The organism is Actinoplanes sp. CA-131856, assembly GCF_050956135.1.
Lineage (GTDB): Bacteria > Actinomycetota > Actinomycetes > Mycobacteriales > Micromonosporaceae > Actinoplanes.
Genome location: NZ_CP191849.1, coordinates 3,722,729 through 3,741,538, shown reverse-complemented (window position 1 = coordinate 3,741,538; position 18,810 = coordinate 3,722,729). Strand labels below are relative to the sequence as shown.

Annotated in this window: 11 protein-coding genes; 10 read left to right on the top strand and 1 reads right to left on the bottom strand. The window is 71.5% G+C overall.

Features of this window, described 5'->3' with window-relative positions; genetic code table 11:
- Positions 1-236: 236 nt before the first annotated feature.
- Together ACQP2X_RS17370 and ACQP2X_RS17365 are read left to right on the top strand one after the other, a co-directional pair.
- Positions 237-4,913, top strand: a complete 4,677-nt coding sequence (locus tag ACQP2X_RS17370) for a ricin-type beta-trefoil lectin domain protein (RefSeq protein WP_498698196.1) — start codon at positions 237-239, stop codon at positions 4,911-4,913.
- Positions 4,906-7,596: a DUF5010 domain-containing protein gene (locus ACQP2X_RS17365; protein WP_498698194.1), complete on the top strand. Its 2,691-nt coding sequence runs from the start codon at positions 4,906-4,908 to the stop codon at positions 7,594-7,596. The genes ACQP2X_RS17370 and ACQP2X_RS17365 overlap by 8 nt, the downstream gene beginning before the upstream one ends.
- Positions 7,597-7,679: 83 nt before the next feature.
- On the opposite strand, the gene ACQP2X_RS17360 is transcribed toward ACQP2X_RS17365, so the two are convergent.
- A complete protein-coding gene (locus tag ACQP2X_RS17360; protein ID WP_498698190.1) occupies positions 7,680-10,859 on the bottom strand; it encodes a S8 family serine peptidase in 3,180 nt (1,059 codons plus the stop codon).
- A 142-nt stretch (positions 10,860-11,001) separates the two neighbouring features.
- Here ACQP2X_RS17360 and ACQP2X_RS17355 point away from each other — a divergent pair, with 142 nt between their 5' ends.
- The 8 genes from ACQP2X_RS17355 (at position 11,002) to ACQP2X_RS17320 (ending at position 18,795) form a co-directional block, all read left to right on the top strand.
- A complete protein-coding gene (locus ACQP2X_RS17355; RefSeq protein ID WP_498698188.1) occupies positions 11,002-12,486 on the top strand; it encodes a M1 family metallopeptidase in 1,485 nt (494 codons plus the stop codon).
- A complete protein-coding gene (locus ACQP2X_RS17350; protein ID WP_498700960.1) occupies positions 12,447-13,379 on the top strand; it encodes an ABC transporter ATP-binding protein in 933 nt (310 codons plus the stop codon). The genes ACQP2X_RS17355 and ACQP2X_RS17350 overlap by 40 nt, the downstream gene beginning before the upstream one ends.
- A complete protein-coding gene (locus tag ACQP2X_RS17345; protein WP_498698187.1) occupies positions 13,376-14,152 on the top strand; it encodes an ABC transporter permease subunit in 777 nt (258 codons plus the stop codon). The genes ACQP2X_RS17350 and ACQP2X_RS17345 overlap by 4 nt, the downstream gene beginning before the upstream one ends.
- A 137-nt stretch (positions 14,153-14,289) precedes the next feature.
- The gene (locus ACQP2X_RS17340) at positions 14,290-14,910 is read left to right on the top strand and encodes a M15 family metallopeptidase (RefSeq protein WP_498698185.1); all 621 of its coding nucleotides are present in this window, start codon (positions 14,290-14,292) and stop codon (positions 14,908-14,910) included.
- Positions 14,907-16,037: an alanine racemase gene (gene alr / locus ACQP2X_RS17335; protein ID WP_498698183.1), complete on the top strand. Its 1,131-nt coding sequence runs from the start codon at positions 14,907-14,909 to the stop codon at positions 16,035-16,037. Before ACQP2X_RS17340 ends, alr begins: the two co-directional genes overlap by 4 nt.
- A gap of 1 nt (position 16,038) precedes the next feature.
- Positions 16,039-16,965 carry a D-alanine--D-alanine ligase family protein gene (locus ACQP2X_RS17330; RefSeq protein WP_498698182.1) on the top strand — a complete coding sequence of 309 codons (927 nt, stop codon included), beginning with the start codon at positions 16,039-16,041 and terminating at the stop codon, positions 16,963-16,965.
- A 10-nt stretch (positions 16,966-16,975) separates the two neighbouring features.
- Positions 16,976-18,145 (top strand): sensor histidine kinase, encoded by a 1,170-nt coding sequence (locus tag ACQP2X_RS17325; RefSeq protein WP_498698180.1) that lies wholly within the window; start codon positions 16,976-16,978, stop codon positions 18,143-18,145.
- Positions 18,142-18,795, top strand: coding sequence for a response regulator (locus ACQP2X_RS17320; protein ID WP_498698178.1), 654 nt, complete (start codon positions 18,142-18,144; stop codon positions 18,793-18,795). The genes ACQP2X_RS17325 and ACQP2X_RS17320 overlap by 4 nt, the downstream gene beginning before the upstream one ends.
- Positions 18,796-18,810: the final 15 nt, after the last annotated feature.

Genomic DNA, 18,810 nt, shown 5'->3' with positions numbered 1-18,810 from the left:
CCGGCGTAAACCCTTCCGACGATCACCGAGCCGCACCCGATCCGCCCCAGTCATGACCACCTGCCCCTACCCCGTGAGTCACCCCGGTGTGACAGATCACTGCCGATACCGACACGTTGTGAAATCCCGAAGGCTCACCATTTTCCGGCACTACCGGGGAGATGTTCGACACCGACGAATTCGGGTCTTTCCATGGCAATATCTCGGGCGCCTTAGGCATTTTTCATGGAGGATACGTGTCTTTGTTGTCCCGGCCCCGGGGCCTTCTGGCCCTCTGTCTGGTGATCGGCGGCGCCGCCGCCGTGACACCCGGGCCCGCCGCCGCTCAAGCGGCGGAGAATCCCATCTATCTCGACACCACCCGCTCGTTCGAGCAAAGAGCGGCCGATTTGGTCTCCCGCATGACGTTGCCGGAGAAGATCCGGCAGCTCATCACCAACGACGCCCCCGCGATTCCGCGGCTCGGCGTGCAGGAGTACACCTACTGGAGCGAGGCCCTGCACGGAATCGCCTCGCTCGGCAACAGCAAGCAGCCGGGCGACGACACGTCCGGCGCGGTCAAGGCCACCGGCTTCCCGACCAACCTGGCCACCTCGATGTCGTGGAACCCGGAGCTGCAACGGCAGATCGGCGACGCCATTTCCAGCGAGGCCCGCGGCTTTCTCGACAAGAGCCTTTTCGGTGTCGCGCGCAACAACATCGGCCCGTCGAAGGACAACTACGGTTCGCTGACCTATTTCGCACCGACGGTCAACCTCGACCGGAACCCTCTTTGGGGACGTGCCGACGAAGGGTACGGCGAGGACCCGTACCTCGTCTCGCAAATGGCCTCGGGATTCATCAACGGTTTCCAGGGACAGAACGCGGACGGCTACCTCAAGGCCGCGGCCACCCTCAAGCACTACGCGCTGAACAACGTCGAGAACGGCCGCACCGGCATCAGTTCCGACGTCTCCGACACCGAGCTGCGCGACTACTACACCAAGCAGTTCGCCGCGATTATCGGGCAGGCGCACACGGCCGGCCTGATGACCGCCTACAACGCGGTCAACGGCACCCCGGCGGTGGCCAACACCTACACCACCAACCACCTGGCGCGGCGGACCTACGGCTTCGACGGGTACACCACGTCGGACTGCGGCGGCGTCACCACGACCTATCAGCTCCCGCCGAGCGGGCACGACTGGGCGCCGCCGGGCTGGGCCACCAACAGCTCCAGCACCAAGCCGACGTGGATCAACGACACCACCGGCGCGCAGGTGTCGGCCCGGGCCGGCGGCCAGGCCATGGCGCTGCGCTCGGGCAACGACCTGAACTGCAGCGGCGAGGAGATGACCGCGGCCAACGTCGAGGCCGCCGTCGGCGCCGGGCTGCTGGACGAAGGCGTGCTCGACACCTCGCTGGTGCGGGTGTTCACCGTGCGCATGCGCACCGGTGAGTTCGACCCGGCCGGCAGCGTGCCGTACACCTCGATCACCAAGGCCGAGATTCAGAGCGCGGACCACGTCGCGCTGGCCACCCGCGCCGCCGACGAGTCGATGGTTCTGCTCAAGAACAGCGGCTCGGTGTTGCCCGTACAAGCGTCGTCGGTCAAGAAGGCCGTCGTTCTGGGCGCCCTGGCCGACACGGTGAACCTCGGCAGCTACGGCAACGGGCCGGACAAGCAGATCTCGATGCGGCAGGGCATCGTCGACGCGCTCCCGGGCGCGTCGGTGACGTTCGACGCCGGCACGGGAACGCTGAGCGCGGCCACTCAGACCGCGGTGAAGGCAGCCGACCTCGTGGTTGTGGTCGCCGGTACCGACCACGACACGGCCGGCGAGGGCAACGACCGCAAGACCCTGGCCCTGCCGGGCACGCAGGGCGCGCTGATCGATCAGGTCGCGGCTCTCGGCAACCCGCACACCGTGCTCGACATCCAGTCCGTCGGCCCGGTGACGATCGGCGACCGGCTCGCCAAGATTCCGGCGGTGCTGTTCAGCGCATACAACGGGCAGAGCCAGGGCACCGCGCTGGCCGACGTCCTGTTCGGCAAGCAGAACCCACAGGGGCATCTGACCTTCACCTGGTACGCCGACGACTCGCAGCTCGCCGCGCCGGGTGACTACAACCTGACCAGCGGCCTCGGCCAGACGTACCAGCACTTCACCGGCAAGCCGACGTTCCCCTTCGGGTACGGACTGAGCTACGCCACCTTCAGCTATTCGGCGGCTCAGGTCGACAAGACCGCCATCACCGCCGACGGCACCGTGAATGTGTCGTTCGAGGTGAAGAACACCGGAACCGTGGCCGGGGCGACCGTGGCCCAGCTCTACTCGGCCACGCCGTACCCGCGCCTGGTCGGCTTCAAGAACACCGGCGTCCTGCAGCCCGGCCAATCGTTGAAGATCACGCTGCCGGTCCGGGCAGCCGACCTGAGTGTCTGGAACCCGGCCACGGCCCGCCAGACGGTGACTCCCGGGTCGTACGTCTTCCGGGTCGGCTCCGACTCGGCCACCGCGCTCAGCAGCGCCACGGTCGCGATCAGTGGCACCCTCGCCCCGAAGGCGCAGACCGTCACGATCGACCCCGGCAAGGTCGTGCTCAAGGCCGGCGAGACGCTCGACCTGCGCGGCAAGAACCCGTGGATCAAGGACGACACCGACCCGGCCAAGGAGAAGCGCGACGTCTCCATCACGGCCGACGACGTCGTCGAGGCGGTCAACAACGACCAGTCCTTCATCGACCTGTCCAAGACCACCGTCACGTACGCCTCCAGCGACACCAAGGTGGCCACCGTCAGCTCGGCCGGGGTGGTGACCGCGGTGTCCGACGGTGTGGTCACGATCAGCGCCACCGTCGGCGGCGTCACCGGCTCGGCCGTCCTGGTCGTGCGGGACTCGCTCGCCGTCAAGGCCGATCCGCTGCTGCGCGCCGGCCAGGCCGGCACCGTCACGACCACGCTGACCCACAACTCGAGCACCCCGCTGACCAACGTCTCGGTGTCGCTGCCCGTCCCGTCCGGCTGGACCGCCCAGGCCACCGGGCCGACCACGTTCGCCACCGTCGCCGCCGGCTCCCCCGCCGTCACGACGTGGCACGTCACCCCGCCGGCGGGTTCGCCCGGCACCTTCGCAGTCACCGCCACCGCCACCTACGACGGCGGCCAGCACATTGCGGGCGCGCTCCTCGCGGTGCCCTACGACTCGGCCAAGGCCGCCTACGACACCGTGGGCGTCACCGACGACGGTGACTCGAAGGCCGGCAAGTACGACGGCGGCGGGCTCAGCCTCTCGGCCCAGGCCCTGGCCGCGGCCGGCATCGCACCCGGGAAGACGTTCGAGCACGGCGGCCTCACCTACACCTGGCCGGACGCGCAGCCGGGCACGCCGAACGTCATCGACACCCGCGGGCAGGCGGTCCTGGTCTCCGGTCAGGACGCCGAGCTCGGCTTCATCGGCAGCGGCACCAGCGGTGCTCTCGAGGGCACCGGCACGATCCTCTACACCGACGGCACGACCCAGCCGTACGGGCTGAGCTTCGCCGACTGGTGGAACGTCAGCTACGCGCCGCAGGGCAGCGACGTCGCCGTGAAGCTGCCGTACATCAACAACTCCGAGGGCCGCACCGACCAGCCGGTGAACCTGTTCGCCACGACCGTGCCGCTCAAGGCCGGCAAGACCGTCCAGGCCGTCATCCTGCCGCGCGTCGAGCAGGACGAGAGCCACATGGTGGCCATGGGCCACATCTTCGCGATGGCGATCGGCGGCCGGGCCGACGTTCCCGCCCCGCAGCCGAGCGGTCCGCAAGGCCAGATCACCGGCGTCGGCGGCATGTGCGTGGGGCTGGCCACCGGCTCGGCCGCGGGTGTTCCCGTACGCCTGCGGACCTGTGACGCCACCGCGGCCGGCCAGAAGTGGGTCGCCGGCACCGACGGCACCCTGTGGAATCAGGGCCGCTGCCTGACCACGGCGAACAAGGGACAGGACAACGGCACCGAGACCGTCGTCGACATCTGCGACGGTTCCGCCGCGCAGAAGTGGACGACGACGGCCGACAAGCTCCTCGTCAACACGGCCTCGGGCAAATGCCTGCTCAACTCCAACGACAACACCTCCGACGGCAACCCGCTGATCATCTGGACCTGCGGCGGCGGCAACTCGGGCCTCTACTGGAACCTGCCGGCGGTCACGCCCACCGGCCCGACAGGCCGGATCTCCGGCTACAACGGCAAGTGCGTCGAAGCGGCGAGCCAGGTGCAGCTCAATACGTGCGGCAGTCAACTGTGGACCGCCGCGAGTGACTCCACGTTGCGTACAGCCGGGAAATGCCTCTCCGCCAACGGCACCGCCGACGGCACCAAGACGCAGGCCGTCACGTGTGACGGCAGCAGCGCGCAGAAGTGGACGGTGAGCACCAACGGCACCGTCGTCAGCGGCCTGTCCGGCAAGTGCCTCGACGCCACCGGCCCCTCGTCGGCCAACGGCACCGCGCTGCAGGTGTGGGCGTGCGCCGCCTCCGACAACCAGATCTGGAGCGTGCCTTCGGGCAAACCCACGAACACGATTTCCGGGTACGGGTCCAAGTGCGCCGAGGTCGCCGGTGGCACCACCGCCAACGGCACCCAGATCCAGCTCAACACCTGCGGCACCGGCAGCGCCCAGCAGTGGACCGTCGCCGCCGACTCGACGCTGCGCGCCCTCGGCAAGTGCCTGACCGCCAACGGCACCACCGACGGCACGAAGGCCCTGCTGTCGCTCTGCGCCTCCTCGAGCGCGCAGAAGTGGACGGCGAAGGCCGACGGCACGCTCGTCAACACCCTGTCCGGTAAGTGCCTCGACGCCACCGGCCCGTCCTCGGCCAACGGCACCCCGCTGCAGGTGTGGGCCTGCGCGACCTCCGACAACCAGAAGTGGAAACTTCCCAGTGCTTAAGAGATCACTGGCCGCGGCCCTGCTGATCGCGGGCCTCGCCGCGGCGCCGGCCACGGCCGCGGACGCCGCCACCACCGGCACCGTGCTGCCGGGCCGGGTGGCCGGCATGACCGGCACCCTCGGCGTGACGTTCGGCTTCTCCACCGAGTCGTTCGCCGGCGGCCCCTACGACAATCAGTACAACCAGAACTTCAACCGCCCGATGTACGTGCCGATCCCCGGCGACCGCGCGTCCTATTGGGACAACTACGTCGAGCAGCTGGTCGCCGCCGGCGTCGACTTCGTGGCGGTCGACCTGCGCGGCTCCACGCCGGGCAACCCCACGCCGGACGGCTCGGGCGATCCGCGCATTCTCGCCGAGCTGGTCGCCGCCATCACCAAGCGCGGCGTCGCCGACAAGCTGAAGATCGCGGCGCTGGACGACACACCGGCCTCACTGACCGACCGCAAGAACCGGGTCGCGCACCACACCGGCGGCTACTCACCGCCGTTCGACCTGGCCGACACGACCGGCGCCGGCGAGGGCGGCTACCAGTACTTCTGGGACAACAACCAGCGCGAGTACCTCGCTCAGGTGCCGGACGCGATGCGCTACAAGATCGACGGCAAGCCGGTGATCTACGAGTGGTCGATGAACGATTTCGCGTTCACCAATCAGGGCGGCGGCAATCTGGCCAAGCTTCTGCGGTACGGCCGCGAACGCGCCAAGGCCGAGTTCGGCACCGAGCCCTACTACATCGTGGACAGCAGCTGGGGTGACCGCGACCCGGCCTCGATCGCCGAGTTCGACGGTGTGCACAACTGGTTCGGCCTGCCCGACGGCTACAGCACCATGACGTACGAGCCGATCGCGAACGACACGCAGGTGACGCTGAGCGGCGCCTGGGACTACGCGACCTCGCAGGGCGTCGCCGACTTCCGCAACGACGTGCACACCACGACGGTCGTCGGCGCCGCGGCGAAGTACTCGTTCCTCGGCACCGGCGTCGAGTTCCTGGCCCGCACCGGCGCCGCGGCGGGCACGGTCACCGTCTCCGTCGACGGCGGCACGCCGGTCACCGTCACGATCCCCGCCACCAGCACGCCCACGTACCGGCGCTCGGTCTTCCAGCGCACCAGCCTCACCGACGGCCTGCACACGATCGAGGTCGTCAACAAGTCGACGGCCAAGGTGAGCGTCGACGGCTTCCGGGTGCTCTCGGCCCGGCCCACCACCCCGAACGGCCGGTCGTACGGCGTGGCCCTGCCCGGCTTCCGGGTGGTCAACGACAACGCGAACATGGTGATCGACCCGGCGCACGGGCAGAAGCTCACCCAGAACCTCGACGCGACGGTGAACAGCGGCGCCACCGCCACCCTGATCGAGGGCATGACCGACTGGGAGGAGAACGCGCTGCTCGCGCGGACGGCCGACGGCTCGTACGACGAGCGGCTGACCGACTATCCCGGCCAGCGGCTCGACATCATGCGGCAGTTCTCCCGCGACCCGTTCCCGGCGAGCCTGCGGGTCGAGGCCGAGGCGGCCGACACCTACGCCGGCGCCACCCCGGGCAACGCGTGGGGCGTCTACCGCACCGGCGACCTCGACGTGCAGGCGACCGGCGACGCCGACGGCGGCTGGAACGTCGGCGACATCGCCGACGGCGAGGCGCTGACCTGGAAGAGCCAGCCGTTGCAGGGAACGGTGACCCTCGCCGCCCGGGTGGCCACCCCGAACGACGGCGCGACGCTGCGCTTCGTCGTCGACGGCCAGGCCGGCCCGACGGTGAAGGTGCCGAACACCGGCGACTGGCAGACGTACGAGACCGTTGCGGCGGGCGGCTTCCAGTTCCCGGCCGGCACCCACCACACGGTGACCCTGGAGTTCCTCACCGGCCAGCTCAACGCCGACTACTGGACCGCCACCACGACGGCCGCGCCGGCTGCGCCCGCCCCACTCGGGCCGTCCGGCCCGATCACCGGCGTCGGCGCCAAATGTGTGGACCTGGCCGGCGGCGGCGCGGCCGACGGCACCCGTGCCGTCCTGAACACGTGCGCGGGCACGGCATCCCAGTCGTGGACGGTCGCCACGGACGGCACCCTCCGGGCGTACGGGAAATGCCTGACCGCCGCCGGCACCGGCAACGGCGACCGGGTCCAGCTCGCGGCCTGCACGTCGTCGGCCGCCCAGAAGTGGACGGCCCAGGCGGACGGCCACCTGGTCAACGGCGCGGCCGGCATGTGCCTGCTCAACGGCGACGGCAACACCGCCGACGGCAATCCGCTGATCGTCTGGACCTGTGGCGGCGACCCGGGAACGGTCTGGGCCCTCCCGGCCGCCACCCCGCCGGCCGGGCAGATCACCGGATACAAGGGCAAGTGCGCCGAGGCGGCCACGCCGGTCCAGCTCAACACCTGCGGCACCGGCGCCGCGCAGCAGTGGACCGTAGCGGCCGACTCGACACTGCGGGCCCTCGGCAAGTGCATGAGCGCCAACGGCACCGCCGACGGCACCAAGGCCCAGCCGGCCACCTGCTCCACCACGGCGGCTCAGAAGTGGACGGCCAAGGCCGACGGCACTCTGGTCAACGGGCTCTCCGGCAAATGCCTGGACGCCACCGGCCCGTCGTCCGCGAACGGCACGCCCTTGCAGGTCTGGACGTGCGCGGCCAGCGAGAACCAGAAGTGGAGACTCCCGGCGTAAGAGCCGGGAGCGCTGCTTCCCCGGGGCTGTTTCAGCTGCCCCGGGCTGGGCGCGGGCCGAACGGCCCGCGCCCAGCCCTCACCTCAGGCGCCGATCCGGTAGGCGCGGATCACGGTCTGGGTGACCGCGGAGCCGCCGCCGGCGGCGGTGACCCGCAGCGACGCGAAGCCGCTCGCGGGGTGCACGAGGCCCGCGCGGTAGGCGCCGGCCCCGGTCTTGCGCACCGTCATCGGCTGCCACGTCGCGCCGTCGTCGTACGAGACCTTCAGGGTGACCGTGGCCGCCCGCGTCGAGGTCGTCAGGGGCAGCGTGAACGGACCGGCCGGCGCGGCGCCGTCCAGGCCGGTTCCCATCCGCACGGTGTAGAGGTTCGGCAGCACCGACGGATCGGTGAACGTCCAGTCGACCCGGGCCTCGGTGGAGGTGAGATACGGCGCCCCGCGGGTCGCCTCGGCGTTCAGCCGGTACGTGCCGGCCGCCGGTGCCACGAAGAACGTCGCGTGGCCGGGCACGTCCGAGGTCGCCACCTCGGCGCCGTCGCGATACAGCGTCGTCGTGCCGGTGGGCGACGCCTGCGTGCCCGCATGACCGTCGACGTCGCACGCCATCGGCACCCGCACCGTCATCCGGCCGTCGCTCCAGCTCACACCGCCGCCGGACGTGAGGCAAGGACCGATCACGGGGGCGTTCCACCGCGACGACGACGTGCCACCCGGCCGGTAGGCCACCGGCTCGCCCGTGACGGTGACGCCCCCGAACGGGTCCTGGTCGTCGGCCGCGTATTCGGCGAGCTGCGGGATCCACCCGCTCGCCCCTTGGGCGTAGTAACGCACCTCGCTCGCGACCGCCGTATCGGTCGTGGTGGTGACCACGGGATATCCGGCCGGGACGAGGGTCGCGCCGAGCCGGGCGGCGCTGCCGGGCGCCTGGTGTGACGCCCGCACCGATTCGCGGGCCACCTGCTGGGCGGTCACCGTGCGCGTGAACCCGGTCGGCAGCTCACCGGGCAGCACCCAGCCGAGTTGATAGGCGTACGCGCTCGGGTCGTTGCCGTCGTCCAGGGAGGCGGAGATCGCCGTGACGAAACCGGCGGGGTCGCCCGTTCCGAGCTGAGCGGTGTACCGACGTGTCGTTCCGCCGATGTACGTGCCTTCGCTGTCCCAGCCGGCCGGGGTGCGCAGGCCGACGTCGAAGGTGGTGGTCCGGAGCACCGCCCCGGCCTCCGGCACCGCCACGCCGACCGGTTTGCCGGCCCGGGCGTCCAGCGCCAGGTCGGTATCGGCGTCCACGGTCAGATTCGGGTGCACCAGAACGGTGCCGTTCCGGCCACCGTCCGAGCGGTCGAAGACGCGCGAGACGACGGCGTACCGGCCGCGGGGAAGGCGAACTGTGTAGGACGGATCCCAGGTACCCCGCAGGAGGGAGTCCCACCGGAAGGGCGTGTCAAGACCGACGATCTCAGTGTAGAACTCGGCGGCGTCCGCACCGGACCGGTCGATCTGATGGATTGTCAGGTCGTGGGTCTCGGCCTGCCGGATCAGCCCGACCGGCGTGTGTACGACCGTCGAGCCCGCCGTCGCCACGATCTGCCCCGAGTAGGCGCCGTCGGGCGCGGAGGGCATCGGCGCGGCGGTCACCGTGGCTTGCGCGCTGCCGCCGGCGGGAACGGAGAGCGTCGACGGGCTGAGCGTGAACAGCCCGGTGGGCGCCTTCAGGTCCAGTTTCAGGTTCACAGTCATCGGCGTGGCGCTCGTGTTGCGGTAAGTGACGGTGCGCTGGATGACGTCGGCCGGGGTGTGCGGCCACGCCTGGGCGCCGAGGCTGACGCTCGGCGGGTCGGCGAACAGGGCGGTGCCGAGCGCGGCCGGGACGTCGACGCGGCCGGCGCCCTGGGCGAAGACACCGACACCGGGCGTCGACCGGGCGGTGGCCATGAGAGCGGCCTTCACCATGGCCGGCGTCCAGTCGGGGTGCGCCTGCAGCAGGAGCGCCGCGGCGCCGGTGACGTGCGGGGTGGCGTAGGACGTGCCGTACCCGGTGGTGTAGAGCTCGGTGTCGCTGCCCCCGGCGTCACGGCTGAGGGCGCCGGTGATGTCCACGCCCGGAGCGGTGACGTCCGGCTTGACCGTGTCACCGAGCGCGGGCCCGCGGCTGGAGAAATCGGCGAGGTTGTCGTCGTGGTCCACCGCGCCCACGGTGAGGGCGTCCGGGGCGCTTCCCGGTGACGAGATCCGATAGTCGCTGCCGCCGTTGGGGTTGTTGCCGTTGTTGCCGTCGTTGCCGGCCGCGACCACGAACAGGGTGCCGTCGCGGCGCGTCAGGTCGGCGACGGCGGCCTCCATCGCGTCGGTTCCGGGCGAGTCCGGGAAGCTCACGCTCATGTTGACCACGTCCGCGTGCTCGGTGCCCGACAGCCACTCCATCGCGGCGATCACCGCGGACTCGGTCACGCCCCAGTCGCCGCCCTTCGCCGACACGATCCGCACGCCCGGCGCCACCCCGCGGTAGCGGCCGTTCGACCCCGCGCCGCTGCCGGCCACGATGGACGCCACCTGGGTGCCGTGACCCACCACGTCGTGGATGTCGCCGGTGTTCTCCGGCTGGGAGAAGTCACGCTGAGCGGTCACCAGGCCGGCGAGATCGGGGTGGGTCACGTCGACGCCGCTGTCGATGATGCCGACGGTGACGCCCTTGCCGGTGTATCCGGCCCGCCAGGCCGTGGGCGCGCCGATCTGCTGGACGCCCTCGGCGCCGGTGAAGTGGCCGACGGCGTCGAGCCAGACCTTGCCCTCCGCGGCCAGGGACTTCCACGTGGTGCGCAGTTCGCGCTTCGGCGCCCGGATGGCGGTCGCCTTGATGGCCGGCAGTTGGCGCACCACCGAGCCCACGGCCGGGGTGCCGGCGACGATCAGGGGCAGGTCGGCACGCCGGTCGTCGTACCCGGCGTCGATCAGCCCGGTCACGTCGAACAGGCGGCGGTCCAGCCGGTCCGCGCGCAACAGCGGCAGCGTGTCGGCCGGGATGACGGTGGTGCGCCCGCCGGCCGTGCTGGTGATCATCGAGACGTCGTCGCGTCCCGGCCCGGGAATGACGCTGACGCCGGTGGCGCCGAGGAGGGTGACCCGGTCGCCGGTGATGAGGGTGACGGTGCGTGCCGGTTCACCGGCGCCGGGAACGGCGGCCGCGGCCCGCGCCGGGACGGCCGGCGTGACGCCGAGGATCAGGGCAGCGGAGAGAACGATAGGTTTCCATCTTTGTCGCACGCACTGAAGATCCGCAAAGCGCCATGGACGTTGTCAGGCGAACGGCAAAACGATAGTGACAACGATCACTGACTTCTCCTTTGCGCAACAACTCGAAGAATGCCGAAATTTAGAAAGGGCAAGGCCGGGGTACGAGCGCCCCATGCGAAAGATCTTCACCGTTTCGGCCGCGACCCTCGTCGTGGTCGCGGGCTCCGGATTCACGACGAAATCGGCGGCCACACCCGGTGCGCAGCACGGCCACGAGCGCATATTTCCCAACTTGGGAAATGGCGGTTACGACGTCACCGCGTACGACCTGAGTTTCGATTACCGCTCCGGCGTGAAGACCATGGCTGCGACGGACGCCGTCACGGCCAGGACGACCCAGAACCTGTCCCAGTTCAGTCTGGACAGCGCACAGCAGAGCATCGGCTCGGTCCGGGTCGACGGCCGACCGGCCCGGTTCACCCTGGTCCCGGACCGCGAGAAGCTGGTCGTGACGCCGGACCGGCCGCTGCGCCGCGGCCGGACCTTCACGGTGGCGGTGTCCTACACCGCCGACCGTTCCCACAACCCGTCGTCGCCGTCGGTCAGCCTGCCGGCCGGCACGCCCAACCCGGTGCCGGCCTGGATCGAGACGCCGGACGGGTTCGCCTGGTTCAGCCAGCCCGACCGGGCCCACGTCCTCTTCCCCGGCAACGACATACCGAGCGACAAGGCCCGCTTCGCCTTCCACGTCACCGTTCCGGCCGACCGGGAGGTCGTCGCGAACGGCACGCGGATCGGCACGCGCCTGGCCCCCGGCGGCCGGCGCACCGTCACCTATCGCACCGACGACCAGATCCCGACCGACGTGGCCCAGCTGACCGTGGGCAAGTACACGCCGACCGCCCAGACCGGGCCGCACGGCCTGCCGATCCGGAGCTGGCTGCCGCCGGGCAGCCCGGCCGCCGCGACCGCCAACGCCCGGCTGACCCCGGGGCAGATCGCCTGGGCCGAGAAGAAGCTCGGCCTGCGTTTCCCGTTCCACTCCTACGGCGCGGTCGGCGTCCCCGGCGGCTATCTCGGCGTGGCCCTCGAGACGGCCACCCTGTCGACGTTCTCGGCCGAGGGACTGGCCCAGCCGCAGTCCGAGGTCGCCGGACTCATGGCGCACGAGCTGGTGCACCAGTGGTTCGGCGACAACGTCTCGGTCGCCACCTGGGACGACATGTGGCTCAGCGAGGGCCACGCCGATCTCTACGGCTGGACGTACGAGGCCGAGCACGGCGGCCCGCCCCTGGAGCAGGTGATGCACGACATCTACCAGCAGGACCAGGACATCCGGTCGACCTTCGGCCCGCCCGGACGGCTCGACAACTCGCTGGCCCTGTTGTTCCAGACCAACGTGCCCGGCGCCCTGCTGCTCTACGGCCTGCGCGACGAGCTCGGCGAGAAGACCTTCCAGCGCATCGAGCGCACCTTCTACGCCACCTACGCCGGCCGTTCCGCGTCCACCGCCGACTTCGCCGCCGTCGCCAGCCGGGTGGCCGGGCGCGACCTGACCGGCTACGTCAACGCCTGGGTGTACGGCCCGACGACGCCCGCCATGCCGGGTCACCCGGGCTGGCAGCCGGGACCCGTCGAAGGGGGGCAGCGTCGATGATCGTCGTCGAGCACCTCACGAAGCAGTACAAACGTCTACGTGCGGTGGACGATCTGTCGTTCAGCGTCCGCACCGGCCGCGTGACCGGCTTCCTCGGTCCCAACGGTGCCGGTAAGACCACGACTCTGCGCATGCTGCTCGGCCTGGTCACGCCGACCTCCGGCCAGGCCACCTTCGGCGGCACGAAATACGTCGACCTGCACGACCCGATCAAGCACGTCGGCGCGGTGCTCGAGGCGTCCAGCGCCCACCGCGGCCGCACCGGCCGCAACCACCTGCGGATGATCTGCCGCGCGGCCGGCCTGCCCGACACCCGGGCCGACGAGGTGCTGACCATCGTCGGGCTCACCCCGGCCGCCAACCGCAAGTTCAAGGGATACTCGCTCGGCATGCGCCAGCGGCTCGGCATCGCCGCGGCCCTGCTCGGCGACCCGCGCGTGCTGATCCTCGACGAGCCCGCCAACGGCCTCGACCCCGAGGGCATCCGCTGGATGCGCGACCTGCTCAAGGCGCTGGCCGCCGAAGGGCGCACGGTGCTCGTCTCCAGCCACCTGCTCGGCGAGATGCAACTGCTGGCCGACGACGTGGTCATCGTGGCCGCGGGCAAACTGATCCGGCAGGGCCCGGTCCACGAGGTGCTGAATTCGGCCGGCCCGGCCCGGGTGCGGGTCCGCACCCCACAGCCGGCCCCACTGACGGACGCGCTCGCCGCGCTCGGCGCCACCGTCGCGCCGCAGCCCGACGGCTCACTGCTGATCACCGGGGCCGACCCCGCCGCCATCGCGCACGCCGCCGCGGCCGCCGGGGCCGAACTGCACGAGCTCACCCCCGAACGCGAAGACCTGGAACAGGTCTTCCTTCAGCTCACGGCCGGAAAGGCGGACATCCGATGAGACTGCTGAACGCGGAGCTGTTCAAGCTGCGGACCACCTCGATCTGGTGGATCATGCTGGTCATCCTGGTCCCGTTGTACGCCGTCAGCCTGCTGATCAACTGGGCGCCGGTCAGCTCACCCGGATCGAAGCTGGACGCGGTGGCCGTGGCGACCACGTTCTACACCACCGGTCAGTACGTCGGCGTCCTGATCGTCATGCTCCTCGCGGCGATAGTCGTGACCAGTGAGTTCTTCCACCTCACGGCCACATCGACGTTCCTCGTGACGCCTCGCAGGGCCGCCGTCGTCGGCGCCAAGTTCGGCGCCGCCGCCGTCGTGGGCGCGCTGGCCTGGCTCGGCATCACGATCGTCAACCTGGTCGTGACCCCGGCCCTGTTGCACCACATCGGGCTGGGCAGCGAGCTCGGCCGGCCCGCGGTATGGCGGGCGATCGGCCTCAACCTGCTGGCCTTCGTGCTGTGGGCGATCCTCGGGACCGGCGTGGGCGTGCTGATCCGCAGCCAGCTCGGCGCCACCCTGACCCTCAGCATCGTCTACGTGGTAGGCACCTCGGCCGTCACGCTCATCTTCAACCTGCTCTCGGAGTTCGTGGCCGCCGGCCTCGACCGGCTCCAACTGCTGGTGCCGACAAGCGCCTCCCAGCTCCTCGTCTCCGGGATCGAACTGCCCGGCGACCCGCCCCGGTGGGCCGGCGCCGTCGTCATGATCGGTTACGCCGTCGTGGCCGGCGCGATCGGCACCGTGCTGGTGAACCGGCGCGACATCACCTGATCGAGAAGGTACGTGCCGCAGGCCTTCGAGATCCTCGGGCGGTGCCACCGGAGGCCGGTACGGCCGGTACCTGAGGCCAGGCCGCGGATACCTGAGGACGATGCGACGGCAGGCCCGCTCCGGCGATCTTTACCGGCATGGTGATCCTTCTCAGTGACCCGCGCGTGCTGGCTGTGCCGCTGCGGGACGCCGGCACGCCGTTGGTGCGGCTCGGCGACGAGTTCGGCCCGGCGCGGGCCCGGGTGCGGGCCGACCTCGGCCAACGGCTCGGCTGGGCGCGCGCGGCTCTGCCGGACGGCGTCCGGTTGCGCGTCGTCGAGGGCCATCGCGACGTCGCGAAACAACGGCAGATCATCGAGAGGTACGAGGCCGAGGTCCGCGCCGCCCGTCCGACCATCGACGAGGCCGGGCTGCACCACCTGGTGAGCCGTTTCGTGGCGCCGGTCGAGGTGGCTCCGCATGTGGCCGGCGCGGCCGTCGACCTGACGCTGAGCGGCCCCGACGGCGACCTCGACATGGGCACGCCGATCGACGCGACCCCCGAGCGGTCGGGCGGCGCCTGCTATTTCGCGGCCGACGGGATCAGCCCGGAGGCGCGGGCCAACCGGATGCTGCTGTCCCGGGTGCTCGGCGGGGCCGGCCTGGTGAACTATCCGACCGAGTGGTGGCACTGGAGTTACGGCGACCGCTACTGGGCGCTGATGACCGGCGCCCCGGCCGCCCTGCACGGCCCGGTCACCGAGCGGATCGCGGCGTGAGCGTCGCCGTCGCGGGCGCCCAGGTCGTCGTGGATCTGACGACGGTCGCGGACAACACCCGCACCCTGGCCGCCCGTGCCCGCGGGGAGCTGATGGCGGTGGTGAAGGCCGACGGCTTCGGCCACGGGGCGGCCGGGGTGGCCCGGGCCGCGCTCGGCGCGGGCGCGACCTGGCTGGGCGTCACCGGCGTCGGCGAGGCCCTCGACCTGCGCGCGGCCGGGCTGACGGCCCCGATCTTGAGCTGGCTGAATCCGCCGGCCACGAACTTCGATGCGGCCGTACGTCACCAGGTCGACCTCGCCGTCCCCAGCCTCACTCATCTGGCCGCGATGCCGCCCGGCGCCCGCGTTCACCTCCAGCTCGACACTGGGATGGCCCGCGACGGCGCCGCCCCCGCCGAATGGGAGTCGCTGTTCCACGCCGCCCGCGAGGCCGAGCGGTGTGGCCGCCTCGTGGTCACCGGCCTCATGAGCCACCTGGCCGGCCCGGACACGGTCGCCGCCATCCGGCGCTTCCGCGACGCCATCGCGCTCGCCTTCACCACGGGCCTGCGCCCCCGCCTGTGCCACCTGGCCGCCACCGCCGCCACCCTGACCCGCCCCGACACCCACTTCGACCTGGTCCGCACCGGCGCCGGCCTGGTCGGCATCGACCCCTCAGCCGGCTGGGCCCCGCACGGCGACTCCGCCGGGCCGGCCCCGCACTGCAATTGCGCCGGACCGGCCCTGCGCGGGGCGATGACGCTGACCGCGCCGGTCGTCGAGGTGCGCCGGGTCGCGGCGGGGACGCCGGTCGGCTACGACCACACGTGGCGGGCGGCCCGCGACACCCATCTCGCTCTGCTGCCGGTCGGCTATGCCGATGGGCTTCCCCGCGGCGCCGGGCCGCGGGCCGAGGTGCTGCTCGGCGGCCGGCGCTGCCGGGTCGCCGGCCGCATCTCCATGGACCAGACCGTCGTCGAGACCGGACCCGAGGTCCGGCCCGGCGACACCGCGACCGTCTTCGGGCCGGGATGCGACGGCGAGCCCACCGTCGCCGACTGGGCTTGCTGGGCGGGCACGCTCCCGCACGAAATCGTCACCGGGCTCGGCGCCCGCCCACACCGTCACGTCATCGGGGGTAACTGACATGTCCCGCATCCGCGCCGCCGTCATCGGCGGCGGCAGCAACGGCGAACACCAGGTCTCGCTCGCCTCGGCCGCCGCGGTCGCCGGCGCGCTCGACCCGGGGCGCTACGACGTCGTACGGCTGACCATCGCCCCCGATGGCACCTGGCGCGACCACACCGGCGCGCCGATCGGGTTGCCCGCCGCCGTCGCGGCGCTGCAGGGCTGCGACGTGGCGCTGCCGATCGTGCACGGGCCGCACGGCGAGGACGGGACGCTCGCGGCGCTTCTGGAGCTGGCCGGTGTCCCGTACATCGGCTCGGGGGTCCGCCCCGGCGCCCTGGCCATGGACAAGTGGGTGACCAAGCTGATCGCCTCGGAGCTCGGCATCGCCACCGCGGCCGGACGGCTTCACACCGCCCGCACCGCCGCCGGTCACACCTGGACCGGGCCGGTCGTCGTCAAACCGGTGGCCGCCGGGTCGAGCCTCGGCGTCACTCTCGTCCGCGAGGAGGCGGCCTTCGCCGATGCCCTGGCCGAGGCGCTGCGGCACGACGACCGGGTGCTGGTCGAGGAGGTCGTCGAGGGCCGGGAGGTCGACATCGCCGTGCTCGGCGGCTTCGTCACGCCCGCGCTCGAGGTCGTCGCCGACGGATTCTTCGACTACGCCGCCAAATACGGTGGGAGCACGGTCTTCCGGGTGCCGGCCCCGATCGGCCCGGCCGCCGTGAAGGCGCTCGAGGACGCCGCGCTCGCCCTCTACGACGCGCTCGGCTGCCGCGGTGTGGCCCGCGTCGACTTCTTCCTCACCGAGGACGGCCCGGTGCTCAACGAGGTGAACACGATGCCCGGCTTCACCGGGCACTCGCAGGTCCCTCGGATGTTCGCGGCCGCCGGATGGGGTTACCCCGAGCTGCTCGACCGGCTGATCAGCGACGCTCTCGCCTAACGTGGAGGCCGTGCGGGATCGGGCGTGGTGGTGGCCGGACATCGGCGCGGCGATGGCCGTGCTGTTCGCCGGCGCGCTCGAATACACCTCGAACGACTGGCTCTCGTATTTCGGGCCCACCCGCAAGCTGCTGTTCTGGCTGGTGGTCCTCGGCACCGCGCTGGCCGTCGGCCTGGTGCGCCGGGCGCCGGCCGCCTCGCTCGCGCTGGTCTGGGCGATCGCGTTGTGCCAGGCCGCGACCGGCAGCCCGTACATCGTGACCCAGATCGCGGTCCTGGCCGTCGCTTTCGGCACGGCCCGCTGGGGCGGGACGGTGACGCTGCGGGCCAGCGCGCTGTCGGTCCCGGCCGCCGCGATCGTCGCCGTGCTCCTGATTCAGGCGAATGCGGTCAGGATCAACTTCCCCATTCCCTCGTACGATCTCATCGCCGCGACCGTGAATCAGCTGGGCATCGGGTGGCGGATCGGTGTCTCGGTCGTGATGGCGGCGCTGATCGGCGTGCCGTGGCTGGCCGGGCTGGCGTTGCGCATCGCCGACCGGGCGCACGCCGACCTGGCCGAGGCCGCCCGGGAACGGGCCGAAGCCGAGGAGACGGCCCGGATCCGGGACGCGCAGACCCGGCTCGCCCGCGACGTGCACGACGTCGTCGGCCACTCCCTGGCCGTGATCCTGGCCCAGGCCGAGGCCGGGCAATATCTGCCGGAGGGCGATCCGGGCGCGTTCAAGGCGTTGCTGGCCGGGATCGCCACCTCGGCCCGGTCGTCGCTGCGCGACGTGCAGGAGGTGCTGTCGACGACCCGGGACACCACCGACGACATCGACCGGCTCATCGGCAACCTGCGCGACCGCGGCCGCGAGGTCGTCGCGGGCCAGGACGGCACGCCGCGGCCACTCAACCAGGAGCGGAAGGTGACGGCCTACCGGGTGTTGCAGGAGATGCTCACCAACGCGATCCGCCACGGCCGGCCCGACGGCGCGGTCATCGTGCAGCGGTCGTGGACCGGGGACGCTCTGGTCATCGAGGTGCGCAACGCCACCCGCGCCGACTCGCCGCCCGGCTCGGGCTCCGGCCTGGACGGCATGCGGGAGCGGCTCGCGGCGGTCGGCGGCACGCTGGAGACCGGCCGCCGCGAGGACGTCTTCGTGGCCACCGCACGGATCCCGGTCCCGGCCCCGTGAGCGACGACATCGAGGTCGTGGTCGTCGACGACCAGGAGCTGTTCCGGGCCGGCGTGGTGGTCATCCTCAACGCGCAGCCCGGGATCCGCGTGGTCGGCGAAGCCGGTGACGGCCGCGACGCCGTACACCTGGTCGAGCAATTGCAGCCCGATGTGGTGCTGATGGATCTGCGGATGCCCGGCCTGGACGGCGTGGAGGCGACCCGGCTCATCTATGCCACACCCAAGGCCCATCCGGTACGGGTCCTGGTGCTCACCACCTTCAACCTGGACGACCGGGCGGCCACGGCCATCCGCTACGGCGCCAGCGGCTTCCTGCTGAAGGACACCACCCCGGCCCAGCTGGCCGACGCCATCCGCAGCGTGCACGCCGGCAACGCCGTACTGGCTCCCGGCGACCTCTCCGCCCTCCTGGAGGGCCAGTTCCCGGCCCGCTCCCCCGTCCCCGACGCCTACCTGTCGCTGACCGACAAGGAACGGGCCGTCTTCCGTGCGGTGGCCCGGGGCCTGTCCAACGCCGAGATCGCCGCCGAGATCTTCGCCGGCGAGTCCACGGTCAAAACCCACGTCGGCGCCATCCTCCGCAAACTCGGCCTACGCGACCGCGTCCAGATCGTCGTCTTCGCCCACGAACACGGCCTGCTGACCTGAGCCTGCTCACAGGTG